18 protein-coding genes are annotated in these 24,637 nt (G+C 55.2%); 9 read left to right on the forward strand and 9 right to left on the reverse strand.

What is annotated here, in order from left to right; all coding sequences use genetic code 11:
- Positions 1–56 precede the first annotated feature (56 nt).
- The 3 genes from mtr to tnaC form a co-directional block, all read right to left on the reverse strand.
- Positions 57–1,301: a tryptophan permease gene (gene mtr / locus ABU190_RS23710; protein ID WP_354692537.1), complete on the reverse strand. Its 1,245-nt coding sequence runs from the start codon at positions 1,299–1,301 to the stop codon at positions 57–59.
- A gap of 219 nt (positions 1,302–1,520) precedes the next feature.
- Entirely contained in the window at positions 1,521–2,909 is a 1,389-nt protein-coding gene (gene tnaA / locus ABU190_RS23715; protein ID WP_039076882.1) for a tryptophanase, read from the reverse strand.
- A gap of 124 nt (positions 2,910–3,033) precedes the next feature.
- Positions 3,034–3,129, reverse strand: a complete 96-nt coding sequence (tnaC, locus tag ABU190_RS23720; protein WP_072039686.1) for a tryptophanase leader peptide — start codon at positions 3,127–3,129, stop codon at positions 3,034–3,036.
- A gap of 271 nt (positions 3,130–3,400) precedes the next feature.
- On the opposite strand from tnaC, the gene ABU190_RS23725 reads away from it, so the two are divergent.
- Positions 3,401–5,026, forward strand: a complete 1,626-nt coding sequence (locus tag ABU190_RS23725; RefSeq protein WP_354692538.1) for an N-6 DNA methylase — start codon at positions 3,401–3,403, stop codon at positions 5,024–5,026.
- A gap of 108 nt (positions 5,027–5,134) precedes the next feature.
- Here ABU190_RS23725 and ABU190_RS23730 read toward each other — a convergent pair whose 3' ends face one another.
- Both ABU190_RS23730 and ABU190_RS23735 read right to left on the reverse strand, forming a co-directional pair.
- Positions 5,135–8,131 (reverse strand): N-6 DNA methylase, encoded by a 2,997-nt coding sequence (locus tag ABU190_RS23730; RefSeq protein ID WP_354692539.1) that lies wholly within the window; start codon positions 8,129–8,131, stop codon positions 5,135–5,137.
- A 164-nt stretch (positions 8,132–8,295) separates the two neighbouring features.
- Entirely contained in the window at positions 8,296–10,455 is a 2,160-nt protein-coding gene (locus ABU190_RS23735) for a TonB-dependent siderophore receptor (protein WP_169039986.1), read from the reverse strand.
- A 436-nt stretch (positions 10,456–10,891) separates the two neighbouring features.
- On the opposite strand from ABU190_RS23735, the gene ABU190_RS23740 reads away from it, so the two are divergent.
- The 5 genes from ABU190_RS23740 to ABU190_RS23760 are packed head-to-tail and all read left to right on the forward strand — an operon-like array spanning position 10,892 to position 15,635.
- Positions 10,892–11,719, forward strand: a complete 828-nt coding sequence (locus ABU190_RS23740; RefSeq protein ID WP_271848693.1) for an ABC transporter ATP-binding protein — start codon at positions 10,892–10,894, stop codon at positions 11,717–11,719.
- Positions 11,716–12,732 (forward strand): iron ABC transporter permease, encoded by a 1,017-nt coding sequence (locus tag ABU190_RS23745; RefSeq protein ID WP_354692540.1) that lies wholly within the window; start codon positions 11,716–11,718, stop codon positions 12,730–12,732. Before ABU190_RS23740 ends, ABU190_RS23745 begins: the two co-directional genes overlap by 4 nt.
- Positions 12,729–13,781: an iron ABC transporter permease gene (locus ABU190_RS23750; RefSeq protein WP_354692541.1), complete on the forward strand. Its 1,053-nt coding sequence runs from the start codon at positions 12,729–12,731 to the stop codon at positions 13,779–13,781. Before ABU190_RS23745 ends, ABU190_RS23750 begins: the two co-directional genes overlap by 4 nt.
- Positions 13,782–13,794: 13 nt before the next feature.
- Positions 13,795–14,745 carry an ABC transporter substrate-binding protein gene (locus ABU190_RS23755; protein WP_354692542.1) on the forward strand — a complete coding sequence of 317 codons (951 nt, stop codon included), beginning with the start codon at positions 13,795–13,797 and terminating at the stop codon, positions 14,743–14,745.
- On the forward strand, positions 14,742–15,635 hold the full coding sequence (locus tag ABU190_RS23760; RefSeq protein WP_108702094.1) for a MurR/RpiR family transcriptional regulator: 894 nt from the start codon (positions 14,742–14,744) through the stop codon (positions 15,633–15,635). Before ABU190_RS23755 ends, ABU190_RS23760 begins: the two co-directional genes overlap by 4 nt.
- Before the next feature lie 90 nt (positions 15,636–15,725).
- Here the strand turns inward: ABU190_RS23760 and ABU190_RS23765 are convergent, their stop codons facing one another.
- From ABU190_RS23765 to ABU190_RS23780, 4 genes are all read right to left on the reverse strand, one after another.
- The gene (locus ABU190_RS23765) at positions 15,726–17,090 is read right to left on the reverse strand and encodes an efflux transporter outer membrane subunit (protein WP_354692543.1); all 1,365 of its coding nucleotides are present in this window, start codon (positions 17,088–17,090) and stop codon (positions 15,726–15,728) included.
- Positions 17,091–17,092: 2 nt separating this feature from the next.
- The gene (locus tag ABU190_RS23770) at positions 17,093–20,200 is read right to left on the reverse strand and encodes an efflux RND transporter permease subunit (protein ID WP_354692544.1); all 3,108 of its coding nucleotides are present in this window, start codon (positions 20,198–20,200) and stop codon (positions 17,093–17,095) included.
- Positions 20,200–21,321 (reverse strand): efflux RND transporter periplasmic adaptor subunit, encoded by a 1,122-nt coding sequence (locus ABU190_RS23775; RefSeq protein WP_354692545.1) that lies wholly within the window; start codon positions 21,319–21,321, stop codon positions 20,200–20,202. The genes ABU190_RS23770 and ABU190_RS23775 overlap by 1 nt, the downstream gene beginning before the upstream one ends.
- 155 nt (positions 21,322–21,476) lie before the next feature.
- Positions 21,477–22,052, reverse strand: coding sequence for a TetR/AcrR family transcriptional regulator (locus tag ABU190_RS23780; RefSeq protein WP_222557020.1), 576 nt, complete (start codon positions 22,050–22,052; stop codon positions 21,477–21,479).
- Positions 22,053–22,560: 508 nt separating this feature from the next.
- Between ABU190_RS23780 and ABU190_RS23785 the strand changes: the two genes are divergently transcribed.
- The 3 genes from ABU190_RS23785 to ABU190_RS23795 all read left to right on the forward strand — a co-directional run.
- Positions 22,561–23,472, forward strand: coding sequence for a peptidoglycan-binding protein (locus ABU190_RS23785; protein WP_354692546.1), 912 nt, complete (start codon positions 22,561–22,563; stop codon positions 23,470–23,472).
- Positions 23,469–23,924, forward strand: a complete 456-nt coding sequence (locus tag ABU190_RS23790; RefSeq protein WP_354692547.1) for a lysozyme inhibitor LprI family protein — start codon at positions 23,469–23,471, stop codon at positions 23,922–23,924. Before ABU190_RS23785 ends, ABU190_RS23790 begins: the two co-directional genes overlap by 4 nt.
- Positions 23,925–24,316: 392 nt before the next feature.
- The coding region (locus ABU190_RS23795) for a helix-turn-helix domain-containing protein (protein ID WP_354692548.1) at positions 24,317–24,637 on the forward strand (321 nt) is incomplete at its 3' end.

A 24,637-nucleotide genomic window follows, 5' to 3' on the forward strand; every position in this document is an offset into this window, starting at 1 on the left:
CCGGGCCACGGTCCTGATCCCCTCTCCCGGTGGGAGAGGGGCAGGGTGAGGGCAAACTAGCGGTACACCGGCAACAGATGAAAGCTGGAAAGCACGTGAATAATGGCGTTACCCGCGCCGAAACACAGAATCAATATAATCATCGCCTTACCGCCCCACACACGATAATGCGGGCTGCCGAAGCGTTTACGCGATGCGCTGGCCAGCAGCGCCGGCACAATCGCCGCCCAGACAGTCGCGGCTAATCCGGCAAAGCCAATCGCATAAATAAACCCGTTCGGCCACAGCACGCCCCCAATAACTGGCGGCAGGAATGTGACCATCGCGGTCTTAAAACGCCCCTGCGGGCTGTCGTCAAACTTAAACAGATCCGCCAGATAGTCGAACAGCCCCAGCGTCACGCCGAGGAACGAACTGGCGACGGCAAAGTTTGAGAACACCGTCAGCAGCAAATCCAGCCCGCGACTGTTCAGCACACCGCTCAGCGCCTGTACCAGCACATCGATGTTGCCCCCTTTCCCGGCGATATCAATAAATGCCGGGCGCGGAATATTACCCATCGTACCGACCAGCCAGAAAACGTAGAGAACCAGCGCCATCAGCGTACCGAGCAGCAGGCAGCGGCGGATAGTCAGCGGGTCTTTGCCATAGTATTTCATCAGGCTGGGCACATTGCCGTGATACCCAAACGAGGCCAGGCAGAACGGCAGGGTCATCACGAGATAGGGCAGGTAGCTGGGGTTCACTTCGGCGGTGTTAAACAGTACCGCTGGCTGCACGTGCCAGATTAACCCACCAAAGCTCATAAAGAAGGTGAGGATCTTGGCGCCCAGCACAATGGTGGTCATGCGGCTGACGGCCCGTGTGCTCAGCCAGACAATAAAGGCCACGACCAGCGCGAATAACAACCCGCCCAGCCGTGCCGGGAAGTCGATATTCATTTGTGAAAAGGTATGGTGAATAACGGAGCCGCTGGCGGAAATATAAGCGTACGTCAGAATATATAAAACAAACGCGACGGTAAGGCCGTTAATAATATTCCAGCGATTACCGAGAAGGTCTTTGGTAATAGTGTCGAAGCTGGCGCCAATATGATAATTCAGGTTAGCTTCAAGGATCATTAATCCTGAATGCAACATACAAAACCAGGTAAAAACTAATGCGAGCAGTGACCAAAAAAACCATGAGCCAGACATGACAACCGGTAAAGAAAACATGCCCGCGCCAATAATGGTGCCACCAATAATCATTGCGCCACCAACGAGCGATGGCGCTTTATTTGTTACTGATAGAGTAGCCATAGTACGTTTCCATAGACGTCATATTCCGCATCGCCCGAGTGGGCGACGTATATACCCGTCATCTTTCACGTTGCATATGCGTTGGCGTGCTCACCCCCTTCTGTAAGCTCCTGGAGGTTCTGCTCTTGCTAACTTTCTGCAACTCGAATTATTTGGGGTAGAGCTATTCAGGCGTAACATCGGAAAGACGCGCCCGTTGCAGGCGCGTCCGGGTGAGTTTTATTCCACCGGTTTTAAACGGGCCACGAAGTGGCGCAATACCGGCGGTTCATAGGTGAAGGTCAGGCCTTTGATGGACGATGCGCGTTTTTTCACGGCAATCAGCGAATCAGCGATGTAGTCCATATGGTCGTTGGTGTAGACACGGCGCGGAATAGTCAGGCGCAGCAGCTCCATCGGCGACGGTTTTTGCAGGCCGGTGGCCGGGTCGCGCCCTAACAGCAGCGAGCCAATTTCCACGCTACGAATACCCGCTTCCAGATACAGTTCGTTATTCAGTGCGTGTGCCGGGAACTGTTCCGCCGGGATATGCGGCAGCAGCAGTTTGGCATCGACAAACACCGCGTGGCCGCCGGTCGGGTACTGGATCGGAATACCGCCTTCGCGCAGACGTTCGCCCAGATACTCCACCTGTGCAATACGGTAGGTGAGGTAATCTTCGTTGGTGCCTTCTTCCAGGCCGATAGCCATCGCTTCCATATCGCGTCCGGCCAGGCCGCCGTAAGTGACGAAGCCTTCCATCGGCACGCAGCGGATGCGTACTTCGTTAAACAGATCTTCGTCTTCGCGGAAGCAGCACATGCCGCCGATATTCACCAGCGGATCCTTTTTCGCGGACATGGTCAGCATGTCGCCATAGGTATACATCTCGCGGATGATCTCTTTAATCGATTTATCCGCGCAGCCCTCTTCGCGCTGCTTAATAAACCAGGCGTTTTCGCAGAAGCGCGCGGAGTCAATGACCACCGGGATCTTATGACTTTTCGCGATTTGGTAGACTTCACGCATATTGGCCAGTGAAATCGGCTGGCCGCCGGAGCTGTTACAGGTCACGGTGGTGACGATCGCCGCCACGTTTTCCGCACCCTGCTCGGCGATGGTCGCTTTCAGTTGAGCGATATCGAAGTTGCCTTTCCAGTCGTACCAGGAGGTGGTATCGAACGCTTTCGGCGTCACTACGTTGATGGCTTTCGCACCGTTCAGTTCCACATGTGCGGCGGTGGTGTCGAAGTGGAAGTTGGAAATAAAGACTGGTTTTTTCGATTTGCAGCGCGCAATCAGCGATGGGAAGAGGATCTGTTCAGCACCGCGCCCCTGGTGGGTTGGAATGGTGAACGGATAGCCGATGATCTCTTTTACTTTTGCGCATAAATTCTGGTAGTTACGTGAGCCTGCATAGGCTTCGTCGCCCATCATCAGCCCGGCCCACTGGCGATCACTCATGGCCCCTGTGCCAGAGTCAGTCAGCAGGTCAATATACACATCCTCGCTATTAAGCAGGAAAGGGTTATATCCGGCTTCGGCCAGCGCTTTGACGCGGTCGTCGTAAGTGGTCATGCGGATATTCTCAACCATTTTAATGCGGAAAGGTTCTGGGATGCGTTTCATAATATTTCTCCAATAGCGTGCCTTGCGACGTCACGATATTTCCGGCGGTATAAAGCGCGCAAAAAAATATCGCTCAACGTCGTGTTGAGTTTGATTTTTTTAATGAATAATGGGCAGCGGAGAATTAACGAGGGAAGTCGTTGGTAATGCGCGGATCGAGATTGTACCAGGCGTTCAGACCGCCCTGAGCAATGAGGCGGTAACTCAATCGGTATTTCATTACAGCGTCCTCTGACGTTACGGGAGTACTAAAAATAGATAAATATGAAAAAATATCCGCGATTAAACTCACAAATAGTTTATTGAGAGAACTATTCACTGTGAAATATGATGGCAGACACATTTTGCGTTCACTTTTTTAATCGCAATAACCCTGTGGATTTAAGGGGCTTGCTACCGTTTTCCTCATCCTTTGAGAATCGCAGCAAAGGCTGTACCCTATGTCGCGCAGAAACGGCGCACTGACCGCGCGGGCTTTTCAAAGGTAACGAATGAAATTCAAAGCAGACCAGACCAGCCAGAAACTCCGGGGTGGTTACTATACGCCGCAAAACTTAGCCGATTACGTGACCCGCTGGGTGTTGAGCACACATCCGGCCAGCGTGCTGGAACCGAGTTGCGGTGATGGTGCATTTATTCAGGCTATTCATAACAACAATGGCGATAAAGCGGTCAACCTGGAATGCTTTGAGCTTTTTGATATCGAGGCGCAAAAAGCCGTGCAGCGCTGCGAGACCCTGGGGTTTTCCAACGCGACGGTGACCGAAGGCGACTACCTGGTGTGGGCCAATAAGCAACTCGCTGAAAACCATACGCTTTATGATGGCGTGGTAGGCAATCCGCCGTTTATCCGCTACCAGTTCCTCGAAAATGAATTTCAGGTGCAGGCGGAGCTGGTGTTTAAACAGCTCAAGCAGAAATTCACCAAACATACCAATGCCTGGGTCCCGTTTTTGCTCTCCTCGCTGGCGCTGCTTAAAGAGGGCGGGCGGCTTGGCATGGTGATCCCATCGGAAATCATTCACGTGATGCATGCGCAGTCGCTGCGCAGTTACGCGGGGCAGGTGTGCTCGAAGATCGTGATTATCGATCCGAAAGAGATCTGGTTTGAAGACACCCTGCAGGGGGCGGTGATCATCCTGGCTGAGAAGAAAACCGATCCACAGCAGGAAACCGAAGGTGTGGGGATCGTCAGCGTTAACGGCTTTGATTTCCTTGCCGAAGATCCCAACGCGCTCTTTGCGCGTACGCCGGGGATCAACGGGGAAACTGTCGCCGGGAAATGGACCAAAGCGGTGCTGGAGCGCGATGAGCTGGCGTTGATTCAGTCGCTTATCAATCATGCGTCGGTGCATCAGTTTAATGATATTGCCACCGTGGACGTGGGGATCGTCACCGGGGCGAATGAGTTTTTCCTCGTGGATAACCAGACCGTTGAGCAGTATCAACTGGCCGATTATGCCCATCCGATGTTTGGCCGCAGCCAGCATTGTCCGGGGATTTTGTACGATGCAAACCAACATGCGGAAAACCAGCGTGACGGCCTGCCGACTAATTTTGTGTATATCGCCGACGAGTTCGACGCGCTACCGTTAAAAGTGAAGGAGTACATCCTTTTCGGCCAGTCGCAGGAGTTGCACACGCGCTATAAGTGCCGCATTCGCAAGCCGTGGTACAAGGTCCCTTCGGTTTACAGCACCAGTATCGGCATGCTGAAACGCTGCCATGAAGCGCCGCGTTTAATCCTCAATCAGGCAGAAGCCTACACCACCGATACCGCCTATCGTGTGCGTTCGACCTTTACCAGCAGTGAAAATCTGGTGTGCAGTTTTTTAAATCCGCTGACGGCCATTACCGCTGAACTGGAAGGGCGCTATTACGGTGGCGGCGTGCTGGAGCTGGTGCCGTCGGAGATTGAACAACTGTATATCCCGGTTATTGAGGGGATGGAACACGATCTGGCGGGTATCAACCAGCAGGTGAAAGTCGGTGAGATCGCCGCCGTGATCCGCAGCCAGGGCGAGAAGATCCTCGCGGCGTTAGGTTTTAGCAAAAGTGATAACGATAGGCTGATGGCGATCTGGGAAAAGTTAAAGGATCGCCGGTTACGGAAATAACTTCCCCCCCGGTGGCGCTTCGCTAACCGGGGCTACGACTGGTTTTCCCCCTCTCCCTGTGGGATAGCCCGGATAAGGCGTTTGCGCCGCCATCCGGGAGAAAACCACTCACAGCCCCTTATACAACACCTCTACCGACGGGATTTTCTCGTCCAGCTCACCCAAATCAAACAGCGCCGTAATCAACGCGTCCATCCGCGCCTGCTGGGTGTCAAACTGGCGCTGATAAACGATTTTTTCCCGTGCGGATGCCTGCGTAATCTGCGCGTACAGGTGGTTGAGCTGCCTTTGCAGAGTGGCGATATCATCATGGCGCGCCGCGTCCGCGATGTCGGCAAAGCGGATGGTCGGAATCGGCATCCGGGTCTGGATTTTGGTGCCCCTGGCGATAAAGCCGCCGCGGAAAATCTCCCCATAAATCGATGCGAACCACTCCAGATGGCGGGAAGTCAACAGCGCCTGAATATAGTAAATGGAGTAGGGGCAGTCGTCGGGAACGTTAATAATGCTGTAGCCCGCGGTGCCGCCGGAAGAGACAAACGTCCGGTGGTTATCAATGGCGTATTTGTAGCCATTCGACAGCACGCCGACGATAATTTTTTGCGGCACATCGCAGTTCTCCAGCGCCTGACTGCGCCCATAGCGATACCACTCATGCGGCGTTGTCGGGTCTGGTTTTATCGACCGCTTGCCATTATCAAGATGCGGTTTGACCACCTGCAGAAAAGCGAACGTCTGCGGATAAAGGGCACGTAAATCGTCGTACTCAATAAACTGAATGCGGCCATCCACCTTATGATAGGGGTAAATGACGAAGGCGTTCGGCTCCACATCTTTATAGCTGTAGAAGTTATCCTGACCCGAGCGTGGCGTTTCAAAATAGGGGCGGGTTAAGGCCTCTTCAACTGAATATTCCACGCCGTCGTAAACGAACCAGACATAGCCATTTTCCGTTTTCAGGCTTTTATGTACGTAATATTCATTGGCGCTGGTCTGGATACCGTTGGCAATGGCTCCTTTGCCCAGAATCTCCCCCAGTTCGGCAGACTTGCTGAACATTCGCTGCAAAATATCGTTCGTTTCTTTCTCCAGCACCCAGGTGTCGGAGTCCAGCTTATCGGGCGAATGGAGACTTAACAGCGACGATTTATCTTCACGGGTCAGCCACTTTTTAAAGTCTTTCACTTCATAAAAAGCGAATTCATTCTGCGGCGATTTTTGCAGGCACAGCAGGCAGGTATAGGTGGTTTTATTGAGAAAGACCTGATGCGAACCAAACGAAATCAGTTTGCTCAGATAGCGGTTATCCGCCAGCAGCTTACGCAGGTTTTTCCCCGCGCCGATTTTGGTGAATTTGGACGGAAGAATATAGCCCAGATAGCCATCCTCTTTTAGCAACTGCATGGCGCGTTCAACAAACAGGAAGTATTTATCGAACTGTTTGTAAGCCGACTGGTATTTCTTTTTGTAGACAGGCAATTCGGCCGGGGTGAACTGCTTCATATGCTCCGTTGCCATATAGGGAGGGTTGCCGACAATCACATCGAAGCTGTTTTCATCAATATGCAGCGGGTTCACGCTGTAGCTATCCGCCGCCGCAATCCCGTCATTTGCATCCACCAGGCTATTGCCGAAAATAATGTTGCGCTGAATTTTCGGCAGGATGGGTTTGTCATCGCCAATCGTCTCTTTCGATTCCCCTTCCAGCAACTTGAGCAGCAGACCGAAAGCACAGGCTTTTACCGCGTTGTAATCTTTATCGATACCGTAAATACAGCGGCTGAGCAGCTCTTTTTTCACCGACAATTTCAGTTTGAAGCTGTGCGGCGAAAGCTGTTGAAGCTTCGTGCGATCGTGCCTGATGTAATAGTCGACCAGCGTATCCTGGAGATACTGAAAGACCTCCAGAAGAAAGGCACCCGAGCCGCAGGCGATATCGGCGAATTTGGCATTAAGGATCTGCTCATCGTTTTTGCCCCGGCAAAATTCGCTTACCGTGTTGCGGATAATCTCTTTAATGATGTGTACCGGTGTGGTCACCACATCGCGATCGAGATGTTCCTCTTTAGGGCGAATTTCGGGCGTGCCGTTGGGGCCAATTTTGATTTTTTCGCTCAGGAAGATCTCGTAAATACTGCCGAGAATATCGGAAGAAAAGACCGCAAAGGAGTAAGTGCTTTGTGGGAAATAGAGCTGATTGATGATCTCCCAGATCGCAGAATTATCATTACTGATCAGCTCCGCAATATGGTCGAGGGCGAACAGGCCGGAGTCATATTTGCGATCCGAGGCCTGCAACGTCTGCACCAGCGCCTGGTAATCCTGTTTCTGCGCTAAAGACCAGAGTGTCTCATAAGCTTCTAAGTCACGATCTTCACAGACGCGCAAAAAGACAATGCAGTTAATGTAGTTCTGCGTCAGATCGTTGATCTCTTCTTCATTCAGACCGGGCTTGAGGGAGAGAAACTCCCTGGCGAGCAATAAACGCCATTGATTGATTTGCCGGAGGAAAAGATCGTCGACGCTAAAGCGCAGGATTTTGCTTTCAATGGCGGACCATTCGTTATCAAATTGCCCGGAATAGACGCTATCACGGCCAATTAGCGCCATAATTTCATCGAAATGGTCCGCCAGTTCGCTGTAGTGATACAGCTTGATACGTGAGTGGCTGGTCTGGTCGCTCTGTTCTACCGGATTGGAGCAGTCATAAATGGCGGTATATTCGAAATTAGTCAGCACCGAGATTTTTAATTTGCCGGTAAAGCCGTAGCGTCGCACCTGTTTTGCCGGTTCCGGGTCGAGGGTAATATCCACGCTCGGCTTTTTGGCTTCGACAAAGAATTTACGCTCGGAGAACAGACGGAAAGTGTAATCCGGTTTCTTCGCGTTTTCCCCCATCCGCGCTTTTAATCCCTCTTCGACCAGCACTTCACGCTCGTTGGTTGGTTTACCCTGGGCATTGATAATGTCCCAACCCAGAAGGGTAAACAGCGGATCGAGAAAATCAGTTCGTAGCTGCGTTTCGTTATATTTTCTGGAGTGGTAGTAGGCCACATCATTCTGGTATTTCGCCACCAGTTGCTCAAGCTGCTCAATTTTTGTCATCTGATTTCCCGATCCTGACGTGCGGTATTTTCCCTGTGGGCGTTACGCTAAGCGGATCATCATAGGCAATACGCGCAACGATGTCTTTCCCTGGAAACCGGAGCGGCTTGCGTCAGGCAAAAAAAAGCCCCGCAAACGCGGGGCAATGCTCACAAACATTAACCTTAAAAATCCATTTTCACCGTGAACTGCACTTCACGCGGATCGCCAGGCTGGTTACCCAGGTTGTTGGTGGCGATGGACGAGGTGTAATAGGACTTGTCGAACAGGTTTTTCACGTTCAATTGCAGCGTGACTGGGTATTGCAGCTTCATCTTGTAAGCGGCGAAGGCGTCAGCCACAAAATAGCCCGGCAGGTAGTAATCCGCGCCGTTGGTAGCCGAGCGACGATTCACCCCGTGACCGCCGCCGCCGAGCGTCAGCGTATTGCCGCCTGGCATGTTGCGGATGTCATACGTCAGGAACACAGAACCCGTATGGCGCGGCACGTTTGGCAGCGGTTTCCCGGCATATTCCGGGTCTTCGAGTACTTTGGCGTCGGTATAGCTGTAGCTGGCGATAACATTCATATTGCTGGTCAGCGCGCCGGCGATATCCATTTCCACACCCTGCGAACGCACGCGGCCTGCGGTTTTCGCCACGGTCTCGTCACCGACAATCTCGCTGTACATCACGTTGCGTTTGTGAATATCAAACAGGGAAATATTGGCGGTGACGCCGTCAAAGAGGTCGAACTTCGCCCCCACTTCCCACGCGGTGGAGGTTTCGGGCGGCAGATCGCCAATATAGCTGGCGATGGAGTACTGCGGCATAAACGACTGCGCCACGTTGCCGAACAGGGAGATGGACGGCGTCAGCTTGTAGACCAGGCCGAATTTCGGCGTCCACTGCTCGTCGGTGCTGTCGGTGTTCACATTGAACGGACGGCCTTTGCCTGCGTACTCGGTGTAGTACTGGTAGCGCACACCGGCGACTGCGATCCATTTGTCCGTCAGGTACAGCGCATCCTGAACATAGGCAGAGTAGCTCTCCTGCTTGATGGTCTGGTCGCTGTCCGATGCTGACACCGACGTACATTTGCTGGCTTTGCCGTAGGTCGGGTTATAGATATTGAAATCTTTGACGTTTTTACAGCGAATCATATCGGTACGCAGCAGATCGTAATTTTCATACGACACGCCGGTCAGGATCTCGTTATAAAACCCGGCGATATCCACGTTGCCCTGCAGATCGGCGCGGGTGCTGTGCATCCGCTGGGTCGATCCCTGCGTGGCATCCACGCGGCGCGTTAGATTCCCGGTGGCGGCGTCATAGGCCATCACGCGCGACTGGTTATCGGTGTATTTGTCCTGGCTAAAGCTGTAGTCAAACTTCGCCGTCCATGCGCTGTTGAGACGGTATTCGGCATTCAGTTGCGCCAGATCAGACGCACCATCGGTAATGTTGAACGGCTCATCGAAGCGGGTTTCACGGCTGACATTCACCGGCTGTTTGGTCTTGAGATCGAAAATCGTGCCGCGATCAAACGGGGTGTTGTAGTCACGGTGCGAGTACAGCACGCTCACCGTGGCGTCATCGCCAAACCAGGTCAGCGACGGGGAGATAAAAGTGCTTTTCTCTTTACCGAAGTTGCGCCAGTAATCTTCATTCTGATATTCGCCAGTCAAACGATACGCCAGGCGAGTGCCTTCAATCGGCCCGGTAACATCGAGATCCCCGGTGCCACCGCCAAAGCTGGAAGAGGTGGCAGAGACGGAGCCACCAAAAGTGGTTTGTGGGCGTTTCGTTACAACATTGATAAGCCCACCGGGATCCAGAATACCGTACAGCGTGGAGGCCGGGCCTTTCAGTACTTCGACGCGCGAGGTCGCAGCATTAAAGCTGCGCGGCAGCACCGTTCTCAGGCCATTGGTCATGATTGACCCGTCGCGGTTCGCGCCAAAGCCACGGCGCACAAAGGCATCCTGCGTGCCGCCTAAGGTGTTGGTCTGCACCACGTTACTGACGTTATACAGTGCTTCATCCAGCGTTGTCGCATGCTGATCTTCCAGCACTTTATCGCTCACGGTGTTAACCACCTGCGGAATATCCAGCAGCGGCATGGTGGTGAGCGTTGCCGCCGAGGTGTTCAGCGGTTGATAGCCCGCCGTCGCAGCCTGATCTGCCGATGACGCGCCTGCCAGTACGGTCAGCGTGTCACTGTCTTTATCCTGCGCAGCGTTTGTTGCTGCCTGTGCCAGAGGTGAAAAGGTTGCCCCCAGGAACAACGCAGAAAACAGTGCGTGCCCTTTTTTCCCGGAGATCGAAGAAGTTAACTCAGCCATGTTGTCCGTTTTTCCAAAATGCCCTCTGCCAGTCATGCATAAGGGAAGATTTTTATTCATTGCCCGCGACTGTAAATCTATCCTTCGGCTTGAAATATTCATGCCGGATATGTAATTGAGAATCATTCAATCATGGCGAAATGTAGTAGTAAATGGAAAAGTGAGAAAAATGACTACACCGCATTTTGCGGGTGAAAATGCGCCTGAAAATATCCCCTTTATCCATTTAGTTTATTGAAAATAAAAAGATTAAAAATAAAGCTCAGCCAATGAAGTGGCTGTAGTCACCCTAAAATAACCGGTGAAGTTATGGGTATTTGAATCTCTTGACTACTACATTGCCTGGCGGCAAAATCTAAAAGAGAATGATATTTATTTTTATTTGTTAAGCTGGCGCGCGCGGAGTGTACCACGTGGTTGCGGCGCAGGAGTATACATGCCACAGCAGGTGGACAACGCGGCCAGTCGGCCCGGAATTGTGCTGGATAATCTCTCGGCAGGTTATCAACAAAAGGTGATTGTTGATGGCATCAGCCTTGCCATCCCCTCCGGCAAAATGACCGTGCTGGTCGGTGCGAACGGCAGCGGCAAATCCACACTCCTCAGTACCATTGCGCGCCTGCTCAAACCGCTGGGCGGCAGCGTCCAGCTTGACGGCAAAGCCATTCACCAACAGCCGACCAAAGCGGTCTCGCGCCAGTTGGGGATCCTGCCTCAGTCACCGTTAGTCCCCGAAGGGCTCACTGTGTTTGAACTGGTCTCCCGTGGACGTTTCCCCTGGCAAACCTTTATGCGCCAATGGTCTGACGACGACCAGCAGGCGGTTGAAGAGGCGCTGGCGGTAACCGGCACCACAGCGTTCGCGCATCTTCCGGTCGACAGCCTCTCCGGTGGTCAGCGTCAACGCTGTTGGATTGCGATGGCGCTGGCCCAGCAAACCCCGGTGATTTTACTCGACGAACCCACCACTTTCCTCGACCTGCGTTATCAGGTGGAGATCCTTGAACTGCTGCATTCGCTGACCCGCCAACACGGGCGCACCGTAGTGGTGGTATTACACGATCTGAACTTCGCGGTGAATTACGGCGATACGCTGGTCTTTCTGCGTCAGGGCAAAGTGGAAGGCGTGTTGCACGAGGGCGATCCCTGCCCGGCGGAGCTTATCAAATCGGTCTTTGATGTTGATGTGCATGTCTCCATTAACCCGATGACCGGGAAACCCTTCTTTATGCCATTTCGCCGTCAGCACGAGCCGCACGTATGACCACGCAACCCCTTCTTGTACGCCGCCGTAGCGGACGAAGCGGGCTGGCACTCCTGCTGGTGCTGGCGTTACTCGTGCTGGCCTCGGTGGCCCATCTGGGGCTGGGGGCGCGCACGATTGGCCCGCAAACCGTTGTCCGTGCGTTTCTGGCCTTTGACCCGCGCAACTTCGACCATCAGATAATTATCAGCCTGCGTCTGCTGCGCCTTGTGGCGGCGCTGGTGGTGGGGGCGGCGCTCGGCGTCGCCGGGGCGCTGTTACAGACGGTGATCCGCAATCCGCTCGGTGAGCCGCATATCCTTGGGCTGAACGCAGGAGCGGCGCTGGCGGTGGTTGCGACCACCGCGCTTGGGCTTGCTTTCGGGCCTGGGCAACCGCTGATCGCCGCCTGCGGTGCCGGGGCGCTGTTTGCGCTGGTGATGGGTATTGCCAGCGCCGGGAAAAGCGGACTGACGCCGATGAAGGTCACCCTGTGTGGCGTGGCGCTCACCGCGTTTACCTCCTCTCTCACCGCCGCCATTCTGATCCTTGATGAACAAACCCTGTTGGCAATGCGCACCTGGCTTGCCGGGGATCTGGCAGGGCTACGCTGGGAGGCGGTCCGCACTGCGGCGCTGGTGGCAGCGATTGGGCTGGTTCTGTCACTGTGGGTGGCCCCGGCGCTCAATATGCTGGCGCTGGGGGATCAGGTGGCTATCGGGCTGGGGATTTCGCTGGCACGTACCCGTGGCCTTGGGCTTGTTGCCATTGCCTTGTTGTGCGGGGCGGCGGTATCACTGGCCGGGCCGATCGGCTTTGTCGGCCTGGTCGTCCCGCATCTGGTGCGCCGTTTTGCTACCGATGACCTGCGCCCGGGCGTGCCGCTTTGTGCGCTCACAGGGGCGTTACTGTTGCTGCTGGCGGATATCGCCGCCCGTACGCTGGTCGCCCCTCATGAGCTGGCAACCGGGGTGATGACCGCGCTCGTGGGAGCACCGCTGTTTATCCTGCTGGCATCGAGGTTATTCAAATGAGTTCGCTGCTATCGCGCGCAGGCTTTCGTTCGTTTCGTCTGGGGCGTTTTTCCCGTTTATGGCGGCCAAAGACGGCAGTGTGGGGCGCCGTGCTGCTGGTGCTCGCGCTGGGGTTATTACTTTCCGGCCTGATGCAAGGCTCGCTACCGGTTCCCGCATCGGCGATCGGGCGTGCTCTCTTTTTCCCACAGGCACTTAATGCCGAACAGTTGTACATCGTGTGGGATATCCGTTTGCCGCGCCTGCTGATGGCGCTACTGTGCGGCGCCATGCTGGGTATGGCCGGGGCGGCGATGCAGTCGATCACCCGCAATGGTCTGGCGGACCCAGGGCTGCTGGGGGTGAAAGAGGGTAGTAGCGTGGCGGTGCTGGCGTTAATCCTCCTCTTCCCGGCGCTGGGGCTGGCCTGGCGGCCCGTAGTGGGCATGGCCGGCGGCCTGCTGGCGGCGTTGATTGTGCTGCTGCTGGCGCGGGATTTTTCGCGTCCGCGTTTTATTTTGCTCGGTATTGGCGTCTCCTGGACGTTTGCGGCAGGCATCGGGGTGTTTATGACCACCGCCGATGTGCGCGATGTGCAGACCGCGCTGGTGTGGATGGCGGGCAGCCTGCATACCGCCACCTGGCCGCTGCTGGTGGTGGCGACCTGCTGGGCGCTGCCTGCCGCGCTGATTTTGTTTGTTACCGCGCGGGCCTCAGATGTGGCGCTGCTCGGCCATCAGGCCGCCGCCGGGCTGGGCGTGCGGATGGCGTGGCTGATGCGCATTCGTTTTTTTGCTCCGGTGTTACTGACCGCCGCCTGCGTCTCTTGTGCGGGTAGCATCGGTTTTGTCGGGCTGATTGCGCCGCATATGGCGCGTTTTCTGCTGCGCGGCGGCCAGGTGGCGCTGTTGTCCGGCAGTGCGTTGCTCGGTGCGCTGCTGGTGCTGGTGGCCGATTCGCTCGGGCGGCTGGCATTTGCACCGCTGCAAATCCCGGCGGGCATTGTGATTTCATTGACGGGCGGACCATTTTTCCTGCTGTTGCTTTGGCAGCGGCGGGACCGGTTTTAACTCAGGGAGCCGTATGCGTTTACTTTTCGCTTTTTTATTACTGGCGGTGACGGCGGTGCATGCCGAACCCGCGACCCGCACTTTTACCGATGATCTGGGGCGGACGGTGACCGTGCCGCTGCATCCGCAGCGTATTGTCTCGTTGCACGATCTCGATATCACCATTCCGCTGATTGAGCTGGGCGTGCCGCCGGTCGCCAGCCATGGTCGCACCCGGCCCGACGGCAGCCATACGCTGCGCTCCAGTGCGATGTTGACCGGGGTGGATTTTGATAACAGCCAGATCGCGTTTATCGGCACCGCAACCATTGATATTGAAGCCGTGGCGGCGGCAAAACCGGATCTGATCATTACCGAGCCGAGTCGCAATACGCCAGTGGAGCAACTGGAAAAAATCGCCCCGACCGTCAGTATCGATCACCTTGACGGTGGCGCGCCGCGTATCTACAGCAAACTGGCGGAGTTGACCGGCAGTCAGGCGCGACTTGCCATTCTTGAACGTCGCTATCAGGCGCAAATCGCGGCGCTAAAAGCGACGGTGGATGCCGGTAAAATCCGCGTGTCGGTGATTCAGGCCAACCAGGGGAAAATCAACGCCCTGCATACCTATCATTCGCTGGGACGTGTGCTGCGTGATGCCGGGTTCACCTTCCCGCCGCTGATTGAGCGCATCCCGGAGGGCGGACGTATTGATGTCAGCGCGGAGCGGTTGCCGGAGCTGGATGCCGATTTTGTCTTCGCTACCTGGCGTGGGGATACCGGCGGTAAGCCGCAGGATGAGATGGCGGCGATGGATGCGGTAATGCCGGGCTGGTGTAATTTTCTGTCGGCCTGCCGTACCGGGCATTATGTGTTGATTTCACGGGAAGAGGCCATTTCCAACTCCTATGCGGCGCTGGGGCTGATGGCGGCGCAGGTGCAATCGCAGATTGCCGGGCGTCCGTTACCGGGTGCAACGCCATGATGCGCGCAACGAAAAGCAAAGGGCGGGTGGATGTCTATGGCGAGCGCTACCGGGCGCGGGCGCATACGCTGTCGCCACGCTTATTGTCGGTGGCGCGCTACATCCACGAAAACCGGGACGTGGTGCTGGAGCATACGGCCATTGAAATTGCGGCGGCCACGCAAACCTCGGACGCCACGGTGGTGCGCGCGATTCAGGCGCTCGGCTTTGCCGGATTACGCGACCTGAAACAGACGATGGAGCACTGGTTTGGGCCGACGGTGACCTCGGCGGAAAAGATGAGTACCACGGTCGGGGCGCTGTCATGCGATGTTAATTCCGGCATCGATTTTGTGCTCGAAGGGCACCAGTACACCTGCGAGGTGTTATCTGCGCCGGATAACCGTTATGCCATCGCACAGGCTGTCGCCCTGCTGGTGGAGGCGCGTCAGGCGGCCATTTTTGGGATTGGCGCTTCGGGGATTCTGGCCGATTACACCGCCCGCCTGTTCAGCCGCGTCGGGCTGCCCGCGGTGGCCCTCAACCGTACCGGTATTGGGCTGGCAGAGCAGTTGATTAGCCTGCAACGCGGCGATGTGCTGGTGATGATGGCGCAGAAATCGGCCCATCGGGAGGGTCTTACGACCCTGAAAGAGACCAAACGGCTGGGTATTCCGACGATTTTGCTGACCAATGCGCTGGATTCTCGTTTTAGCAAAGAGGCTGACGTGGTGATCCATGTGCCGCGCGGCGGTGAGAAGGGCAAAATCCCGCTGCATGGCACGGTGTTGCTGTGTCTGGAGATGATTGTGTTGTCCGTGGCGTCGGCTACCTCCCAGCGTGCCATCAAAACGGTGAAGCGCATCAATGAGTTTCACCGTGGCCTGAAGCCCGGCGGCAAAAAGGTGTAATTTCGCCGCCGGGCAAGGGGGGATTCCCGGATGGCGGCAGTCGAACTGTCCCCTCGCCCCTTTGGGCAGACGGTTAGGGTGTGAGGAAAATCACCCCACGCCACCCCCCAGGGATTGCCACAACGTTACCCGGTTCTCAAGATCTGTCTGCTGAAGCGAAATCAACCCCTCCTGCGCCGACCACAGCGAACGCTGTGCGGTCAGCACCGATAAATAATCCCCGGTCCCGGCCTGATATTGACGCTGAGCGATATCCAGCGTTTTTTGTTCGGCAGCCACATATTCACGCTGGGCGTCGAGCTGTTCATCCAGCGTCTGGCGGCGGGCGAGGGCATCGGCAACATCTTTAAACGCGCTCTGAATCGTTTTCTCGTAGGTGGCGATCAACCCTTTCTTCTCTGCTTCCGCGTAGCGCAACTGCGCCAGGTTGCTGCCCCCGGTAAACAGCGGCAGCGAAATCGACGGGGCAAACGACCAGACCTTCATACCGTTATTAAACAACGACGACAGGGCTGAACTGCCCACCCCTGCGCTGGCGGTTAACGAAATCGACGGGAAGAAATTCGCCCGTGCCGCACCAATGTTGGCATTGGCGCTTTTCAGGTTGTGCTCCGCTTCCTGAATATCCGGACGGCGCAACAATACCGAAGACGACACCCCCGCAGGCGTCAGCTTGATGCTGTCCTGCGCCAGGCTTTCGAGCGTACCGGGCAGCAGACTTTGCGCCACGGTCGTTCCCGCCAGCAGATTGAGCGCGTTGATATCCTGCGCCACCTGGGTTTTGTAACTGGCGACGCTCGCTCGTGCCTGCTGATAGACCGCCATGGCTTCGCTTACATCTGTCGCCGCCGCCGTCCCCACCTGCTGTTGACGCTTCACAATCGTGAGCGAATTTTGCGCGCTCGCCATTGTCTGCTGCGCCAGCGCCAGGTTGCTGTTATCCGCCGCCAGCGTAATCCACGCGGTGGTGATTTCACCCACCAGCGTCAGGCGGGTGTTTTGCGCGGTATATTCGCTGGCAAGCCAGGTCTCCCGCTGGGCCCGCGCGAGGCTCTGGTTACGGCCAAACAGATCCAGTTCAAAGCTCGACACCGCGCCATTGGCCTCTGCACTGGACGTCACGCCGGTGGCCGCAGTACGGCTGCGGGTGTTGCTCAACTCCGCATTGACGGTGGGGAAGAGCGCGGCCCGATCTTCGGCATAGAGCGCACGTGCCGCATCGATATCGGCAATCGCTTTTTGCACATCGCGGTTTTGGGTGAGCGACAGGCTCACCACTTGCTGCAGGCGGCTGTCATTGACCACCTGCTGCCAGTCGGTGGCGACCGCCTTCGCCTCACCGCTGCTACCCGGCAAAGTGGCAGGAACCGGGGCTGTCGGGCGTTGATAGGTCGGGTCGAGCGACACACAGCCCGCGCTCAGGAGAGCCAAAACAAGCATGCTAATTCGAAACATAATTACTCCTGGCGTTGACGTTTACCGGCGAACAGACGTTTCACCAGCACAAAGAACAGCGGAACAAAGAAGATGGCGAGCAGCGTGGCGGCCAGCGTACCGCCGATGATGCCGGTCCCGATGGCGACACGGCTGTTGGCTCCGGCCCCGGTCGCCACTGCCAGCGGCAGCACCCCGGCGATAAACGCCAGCGAAGTCATCATAATCGGGCGCAAGCGGGTTCGTGCCGCACGCAGCGCCGCCCGGCTCAGGGAATAGCCTTCCTGCACCGCCGCTTCGGCAAACTCGACAATCAAAATGGCGTTTTTCGACGACAGACCGATGGTGGTCAGTAGCGCGACCTGGAAGTAGACGTCATTGTTCAGACCACGCATCCAGGCCGCCAGCGCCGCCCCAAGCAGACCGAGCGGGATAACCAGGATGACCGAAATCGGCACGGACCAACTCTCGTAGAGCGCTGCCAGACAGAGGAACACCACCATGATCGAGATGGCATAAAGGCTCATGGCCTGGCCGCTGGCGAGTTTCTCCTGCAATGACAAGCCGCTCCAGGCCCAGGTAGAGCCGGCGGGCAGATTATTAGCGAGGGTCTCCATTTTGGTCATCGCGACGCCGGAACTGAACCCGCTGGCATTCTCCCCCTGAATTTCATAGGCCGCCGAGCCGTTGTAGCGCACCAGACTTTCCGGGCCATATTCCCAGTGGGTGGTGGCAAAGGCGGAGAACGGCGTCATGCTGTCATCGCTGCCGCGTACGTACCATTTTTTCAGGTCAGACGGCGCGGCGCGAAACGCGCTATCCCCCTGGATATAGACCTTCTTCACGCGTCCACGATCGATAAAGTCATTCACATAGGTCCCGCCCCAGGCGCTGGAGAGCGTATTGCTGACATCGCTGAGCGACAGGCCCAGTGCGACGGCTTTATTGCTGTCGATATCCACCTGCAACTGCGGCATTTGTGGCAGGTCGTTAGCGCGAACGGCTTGCAGCTCCTGGCTTTTGCTGGCCTCGCCAATCAACTGGTTACGCATTTTCAGCAGTTCGTCGCGATCGGTACTGCCACTTGCCAGCAGCTCAAAGGTAAAGCCGTTACTCTGCCCCAGACCGTCCACTGACGGTGGGATCATGGCGAAAATGCTGGCATCGCGGAGAGTGCTTAGCTGCCGGGTGGCCCGCAGGGCGATTGCCTGGGCGGTATTTTCCGCCCCCTTACGCTCTGACCAGTTTTTCAGCGAGACGAAGGCCATCCCGGCGTTCTGGCCGTTACCGCTAAAGCTAAAGCCGGTGACCGTGAAGATGGCGTTGGTATTGGCTTTCTCTTTGGTGAGGAACCAGTCGGTTACTTTGCTGGCGACCGCATTGGTGCGCGGGGCGGTGGCCCCGGCGGGCAGGGTGAACTGCACCATGACAGAGCCCTGGTCTTCGGTCGGCAGGAAACTGCCGGGCAGACGCCACATGACAAACGCCATCGCCGCACAGAGCACGCCATAGGTGGCGATCACGGTCACGGAACGGCGCAAGACGCGCAGGACACGATGCTCGTATTTATTTTCGGTGCGGGCATAGAAGCGATTGAACGCGCCGAAGAAGCCTTTCTTATGGGGCTTACTGTGCTGCATCACCGTGCCGCACAACGCCGGGGTCAGGGTGAGCGCAACAATCACCGACAGGGTCATGGCCGAGATGATGGTGACCGAGAACTGACGGTAGATCACCCCGGTAGAGCCACCAAAGAAGGCCATTGGCAGGAACACGGCGGAGAGTACCAGCGCAATCGCCACCAGCGCACCGGAGATTTCGCCCATCGATTTTTCAGTGGCTTCGCGGGCGGGCAGCCCTTCGTCGCGCATAATACGCTCGACGTTTTCCACCACCACGATGGCGTCATCCACCAGCAAGCCAATCGCCAGCACCATCGCAAACAGCGTCAGGGTGTTAATCGAGTAGCCAAAGAGCGCCAGTACCCCAAAGGTCCCCAATAGCACGACAGGTACCGCCATTGCCGGAATCAGGGTGGCGCGGACGTTTTGCAGGAACAGATACATCACGCAGACCACCAGTACGATGGCTTCGATCAGCGTCTGCACCACATCTTCAATGGAGATTTTGATAAAGTCGGTGCTGTCTTTCGGGTAGGCGACGTCATAACCCTGCGGCATGCTATGACGGAACTCGGCAATTTTATCTTTCACCAGGGTGGCGGTATCCAGGGCGTTCGCGCCAGGAGCCAGCATCACCGCCAGGCCCGCCGCCGGGTGGCCGTTTAGTTTCGCTGTCGCCGAATAGTCTTCGCTGCCCATCTCTACGCGGGCAACGTCGCCGACGCGGACCACCGCACCGTTGGTTTCACTTTTGATGATGATATTGCGGAACTGCTCCACGGTTTGCAGGCGAGACTGCGCACGCACGGTGGCCGTCAGTTGCTGACTGTTTGAGGCCGGCAGCGCACCGATCTTCCCGGCGGAAACCTGCACGTTTTGCGCTTCAATGGCGGTCTGCACATCAGACGGCATCAGCGCATAAGAGGCCAGTTTGTCCGGGTCCATCCAGATACGCATGGCATATTCCGCACCGAACACCTGCAGGCTCCCCACGCCGTTAACGCGCGCGAGCGGGTCCTGCACATTACTCACCAGCCAGTCGGCGATATCGGAGCTGGAAACACGGTCGGTTTTGTCATACATCGCCATGATGAGCAGGAAGCTGCTCTGGGATTTCACCACCGTCACGCCAGATTGGGTGACTTCGGTTGGCAGGCGGGATTCGGCCTGTTGCACCTTGTTCTGTACCTGCACCTGAGCGGTGTCCGGGTCGGTACCCTGTTCGAACGTCACGGTGATGGTCACCTGGCCATCGGAACTGCTGGTGGAGGTGAAATAGAGCAGGTTATCGAGCCCGGTAAGCTGTTGTTCGATAACCTGGGTCACGCTGTTTTCCAGCGTTTGCGCCGATGCGCCGGTGTAGGTGGCGGTGATTTTTATCGAGGGGGGCGCCACGTCCGGGTATTGCGCGATGGGCAGCGTGCGGATAGCCAGCACCCCGGCCATCATGATCAGTATGGCGATCACCCAGGCAAAGACCGGGCGACGCACGAAGAAGCTGGAGAACATCAGGCTTTGCCTCCGTTGTTTTGCACTTCAACGGCTTTCGCCTCTGAACCGGCGGTGACTTTATCGGTACCTTCAACAATCAGCTTGTCGCCGCTTTGCAGCCCTTTCAGGACCAGCCATTTATCGCCGTAGGTGTCACCCGTTTCGACGCTGCGCTGCTCGACCTTATTTTGAGCGTTGACCACCAGCGCCGTGGCATTGCCTTTGCTGTCGCGGGTGATGCCCTGTTGTGGGGCGAGAATGGCGTTTTCCATCACGCCTTCATTGACTCTGGCGCGGACAAACATGCCGGGTAGCAGTTGCTGATGCGGGTTAGGGAAGATAGCGCGCAGGGTGACAGAACCGGTGGCTTCATCCACGGCCACTTCGGTCAGCGCCAGTTTGCCGGTTTCGCTGTAGGTGCTGCCATCTTCCAGAATCAGCGATACATTCAGCGTGCTGTCGTTACTGACGAGCGCCTGCTTACGTAAACGCAGCAGGTCGGCACTGGAGCGGGTGAGATCGACATACATGGTGTCCAGCCCGCGCACGGTGGCCAGCGCCGTGGTTTGTTCGGCAGTGACCAGCGCACCGGGAGTGACAGATGAGATGCCAATCCGCCCACTAATCGGCGACGTGATGGTGGTCCAGTTCAGGTTGATACGCGCGCTTTCCAGCGCCGCCTGTTTGGCGCTGACGCTGGCGCGATCCTGCGCACAGGTAGATTTCGCGTCGTCGGCATCCTGCTGTGATACGCCGTTGTCTTTTACCAGCAGCGCGTAGCGGCGCGCTTTCTGACAGTCGGATTCCACCAGCGATTGCGCCTGTTTGAGTGAGGCATCGGCTTCATTGAAGGCGGCACGATAGCTGGACGGGTCAATCTGATACAGCGGCTGGCCGGCTTTCACGGCGTCACCTTCGGTGAAGAGGCGCTTCTGAATGATGCCGCCAACTTGCGGGCGGACTTCCGCGCTTAGCGAGGCCGAGGTGCGCCCGGTCAGGGTGCTGAATACGGCAAGCGGTTGGCTCTGGAGCGTGACGACCCCGACTTCCGGGGCTGCGTTGTGTTGTGCAGGTGGCGTGGCATTGTCGCAGCCAGTTAATGCGAATAATGCCACGACGGTGGTTTTTATTAACTTCATTATATTTTCCCGGCGTGTAAAAGGCCTGCCCGTTGATAATCAAAGGGCGGCTGGTTGACCATATTTTGGCGATGGCAATACGCCACTTCCGCTATTAGCGGAAATGATGACGGGCGATGTCGTTATACATCGCCTGAAATTCGTTTAATCCCGGATTATTTTTCAGTAAATAACATATGTATTATGTCCTGATATATTTTCTGTAATTGCGCCGGGTCGCATTTTTGTGGCGTCAGGTTTCTAAAAATGGTGCCTTCTATCAGCGACGCCATAATCTCCACGCAGCAGCGGACACGGCTCTCTTCAAGATGCGGGTGCGCCTTTTTCAGGTGGGCGCAGGCGGTTTCATACATGCGCGCATCGGCCTGCGCCATCATTGCTGCAACGCGTGGATTGCGGGTTGCCTCGGCCGCCACTTCCAGCATCAGCGCATCATCGTCGTGGCTGAGCGTTTGCCGCCAGGCTAGCACCTGCGGGATATGCTGAGTCTGGGCGTTGCTTTCCATTTCCGCGATACGGTAGTCGATGATGCGGCGGATCATCTCTTCGATAATGGCGTCTTTACTGGCGAAATAGCGATAAATCTGCCCGACGCTCAACTGAGCCTCCAGCGCGATTTGCGACATGCTGGCCGCGTGAAAACCGCTGGCACGAAAGCAGCGCCGCGCCGCGACAATGATTTCGTCCTGGCGCATCTGATGGCGTTCTTGCTGCGAGACTTTTTGTGTCATGCCGGGCTCCGGGTAGTGGTGTTGAGAATGATCGTTCTCATTTACCGTAAGAATATATGAATTTTGCGCCAGGCGTTAAGCATTTTCTGGGGAGATAATATGGATTTACAAAAGTCCATATTGTGGAGAAATAATGAAGAAGATAATGGGGGAATTAAGGAGAAAGGTATCGATAAGCCATTGGGAATATTAATGGGGGTAATATCCATAATATTTGTGTGTATCATTAATTAGCGTTGCGCTAATGAAGTAAGAATATGGTTCAACTTTCACCTTTGAGAGCAGACCAGGACACGGCTTACGCTCTCAGATATCGAAGGGAAACGCAGTATGTCTGTTTGACCTGGAGGTTTTTTTGTAAGCATGAAGATGAGAGTGGAGAAGTGGCATCCATGCGTTATGCTTTTCACGCGTCCTGGATAGGTCATCTATACCGAGACCAGGTGATCAGTGGAGGTGATGGTGCCGAAGCCCACTGGTTGGTAGTAATCTGAAAGGGAATATCATTATGGCTGACAATACCTCACAGTTTTCTGGCGTATCAGGTTCCGTGGGGACGTCCGGAATGAACAATCCGAATGACGTGAAAGCGTTGCAAAAGATGATTATTGATGCCGGATATAATCACATCCGTGGAAATAATATCCGTTCTACAGGTAAATACGATCCGGAAACAGAGGCGGCCATCGTTTGGTATCAGCGCCTGCTCAACATGTCACCATCCGGACTTATACATCCCGTAGAAACTATGTTTTTTTCTATGTTTGCTCAGTCCATTTCTCCGGGCTGGAGGCCGCGCCATGTGGCGGGACCTTTAAACGTCAAAGAAGGACAGATTACCTTTGACGCTGAAGGAAAAGATTATATTACAGCTGTGGAACCGTTTCGCCAGCCCAAGCATATACGTCAGTTCTCGCGAATTCTTCATTGGCCAGAAGGTGATTCTGGTGTGACTATTGGTCGTGGTTATGACATGAAAAAACGTAGCGCCGGAAGAATTCTCACGGAAATGAGGCAAAGCGGTATTGAGGAGTATAGGGCCATAATTTGTTCTAAAGCTGCGGGACTGTATGGACGTAATGCTTTTAAATTTGTAAAAGATTATGGCCCTTTGGTTGGGGAAATAACACATATACAGCAAATACAACTCTTTGATATTTCTTACAGTGAAAAACGCGAATATGCCAAATTTTTTTATAAACAAACTTCTTTAGATATTGGAAATGATATATTATGGGGGCAATTAGATTTGAAAATAAGAGATGTAATTGTCGATATATTTTTTCAGGGTGTTCACGATGTTACTGGTTTAATTAAATCGGCGATAAAAGGAAGAATCGAACTCATTAATTATATTAAAGCTGACTCAATATATATGAGCTATGAGTCAAACCGTCAAAGAATAAGGTATTTGCAATGAAATATTTACGTGCAACGCTGGCGCTCCTGTTTCTGATGCCTGTAGTTTCATATGCGGCTCTTTATGAAGGGATGGAGAGGGATGTTTGCTTTAAAAATCAGAGCAATATACATATTGCTTATGATTGTCTGTCAAAAAAATCGGCGGAATCCTCTCATGCTCTGGATAATATTATTGCTGAGACGAATAAGCAAATAAAAATTAACAATCCAGGTCCGGTCTTCCGCAGCGAAGATCCGAAATTGACGATAGGGGATATCTACAGTAAATCATTTCTGGCTGCACAAGTGGACTGGAAAGCATATAGAGAAAATTTATGCCTGGCTGTCGCGTCACAAATAGGTGAGGATGCAAATGACTACCAGTCATATATTGATCAATGTGTGATTAATTTGAATAAGCGGCATGTTGAAGAAATAAAGATGATGGATATTAAATCTGGGCATAACTGAAATGGCTGGGCTGAAAAGTTACGGTAAGGTCTGTTGTTATTTTGGGATAAACGGCTCCTGAATTCTTAACGTGAGGCGTGGTGATTGAGAGATCCCCCGGTGGCGCTGCACTTGCCGGGGCTACGTGGTAGATACTGTGAACGTCTGCAACCTTTTTAGCCAGGCTGACCCGTTTCCCAGCATGACAACCACAGCGACATCTTTGTGTCCCCCTGGCACGTTCACGGGTTCTGTCGCGACAGAAAAGCAAGGAACATAAGGTGAACGGAATGACCATCAGAGCCGCATTTTCCCCCTCACCCTGGCCCTCTCCCTTGTACGGTCCGGAGACATAGTGAACGCTTGTTCGGGGACATGGTAGACACTTACAACTGAGGCATAAGAACCCGTTTATGGAGTCACTTATGCCCTGGGATGCGAGAGATACCATGTCATTACGTTCTGAGTTTGTACTGTTCGCCTCGCAGGACGGGGCGAACCTCCGGGCACTCTGCCGTCATTTCAACATTTCGCCTTCCACCGGCTACAAGTGGCTTCGCCGGTGGACTGAGGACGGTGCAGCCGGTCTTGCCGACCGTTCACGGGTGCCTCTCCATTCGCCCCGGCGAACCGATGACAGCATTACGGACCTGTTGCGCATGGCCCACTGCGCCCATGACCGCTGGGGCGCCCGCAAGATTAAGCGCTGGCTTGAGGACCGCGGACACGTGCTG

It is taken from the genome of Phytobacter sp. RSE-02, from assembly GCF_040578655.1.
Classification (GTDB): domain Bacteria; phylum Pseudomonadota; class Gammaproteobacteria; order Enterobacterales; family Enterobacteriaceae; genus Phytobacter; species Phytobacter diazotrophicus.

What these genes read in the sequence shown, in the direction of transcription:
- ABU190_RS23740 (WP_271848693.1), top strand. Translation starts at nt 10,892, where the DNA reads ATGCCACAGCAGGTGGACAACGCGGCCAGTCGGCCCGGAATTGTGCTG.
- ABU190_RS23780 (WP_222557020.1), bottom strand. Translation starts at nt 22,052, where the DNA reads ATGACACAAAAAGTCTCGCAGCAAGAACGCCATCAGATGCGCCAGGAC.
- ABU190_RS23770 (WP_354692544.1), bottom strand. Translation starts at nt 20,200, where the DNA reads ATGTTCTCCAGCTTCTTCGTGCGTCGCCCGGTCTTTGCCTGGGTGATC.
- ABU190_RS23755 (WP_354692542.1), top strand. Translation starts at nt 13,795, where the DNA reads ATGCGTTTACTTTTCGCTTTTTTATTACTGGCGGTGACGGCGGTGCAT.
- ABU190_RS23790 (WP_354692547.1), top strand. Translation starts at nt 23,469, where the DNA reads ATGAAATATTTACGTGCAACGCTGGCGCTCCTGTTTCTGATGCCTGTA.
- tnaC (WP_072039686.1), bottom strand. Translation starts at nt 3,129, where the DNA reads ATGAAATACCGATTGAGTTACCGCCTCATTGCTCAGGGCGGTCTGAAC.
- ABU190_RS23745 (WP_354692540.1), top strand. Translation starts at nt 11,716, where the DNA reads ATGACCACGCAACCCCTTCTTGTACGCCGCCGTAGCGGACGAAGCGGG.
- mtr (WP_354692537.1), bottom strand. Translation starts at nt 1,301, where the DNA reads ATGGCTACTCTATCAGTAACAAATAAAGCGCCATCGCTCGTTGGTGGC.
- ABU190_RS23730 (WP_354692539.1), bottom strand. Translation starts at nt 8,131, where the DNA reads ATGACAAAAATTGAGCAGCTTGAGCAACTGGTGGCGAAATACCAGAAT.
- ABU190_RS23775 (WP_354692545.1), bottom strand. Translation starts at nt 21,321, where the DNA reads ATGAAGTTAATAAAAACCACCGTCGTGGCATTATTCGCATTAACTGGC.
- tnaA (WP_039076882.1), bottom strand. Translation starts at nt 2,909, where the DNA reads ATGAAACGCATCCCAGAACCTTTCCGCATTAAAATGGTTGAGAATATC.
- ABU190_RS23750 (WP_354692541.1), top strand. Translation starts at nt 12,729, where the DNA reads ATGAGTTCGCTGCTATCGCGCGCAGGCTTTCGTTCGTTTCGTCTGGGG.
- ABU190_RS23785 (WP_354692546.1), top strand. Translation starts at nt 22,561, where the DNA reads ATGGCTGACAATACCTCACAGTTTTCTGGCGTATCAGGTTCCGTGGGG.
- ABU190_RS23760 (WP_108702094.1), top strand. Translation starts at nt 14,742, where the DNA reads ATGATGCGCGCAACGAAAAGCAAAGGGCGGGTGGATGTCTATGGCGAG.
- ABU190_RS23735 (WP_169039986.1), bottom strand. Translation starts at nt 10,455, where the DNA reads ATGGCTGAGTTAACTTCTTCGATCTCCGGGAAAAAAGGGCACGCACTG.
- ABU190_RS23765 (WP_354692543.1), bottom strand. Translation starts at nt 17,090, where the DNA reads ATGTTTCGAATTAGCATGCTTGTTTTGGCTCTCCTGAGCGCGGGCTGT.
- ABU190_RS23725 (WP_354692538.1), top strand. Translation starts at nt 3,401, where the DNA reads ATGAAATTCAAAGCAGACCAGACCAGCCAGAAACTCCGGGGTGGTTAC.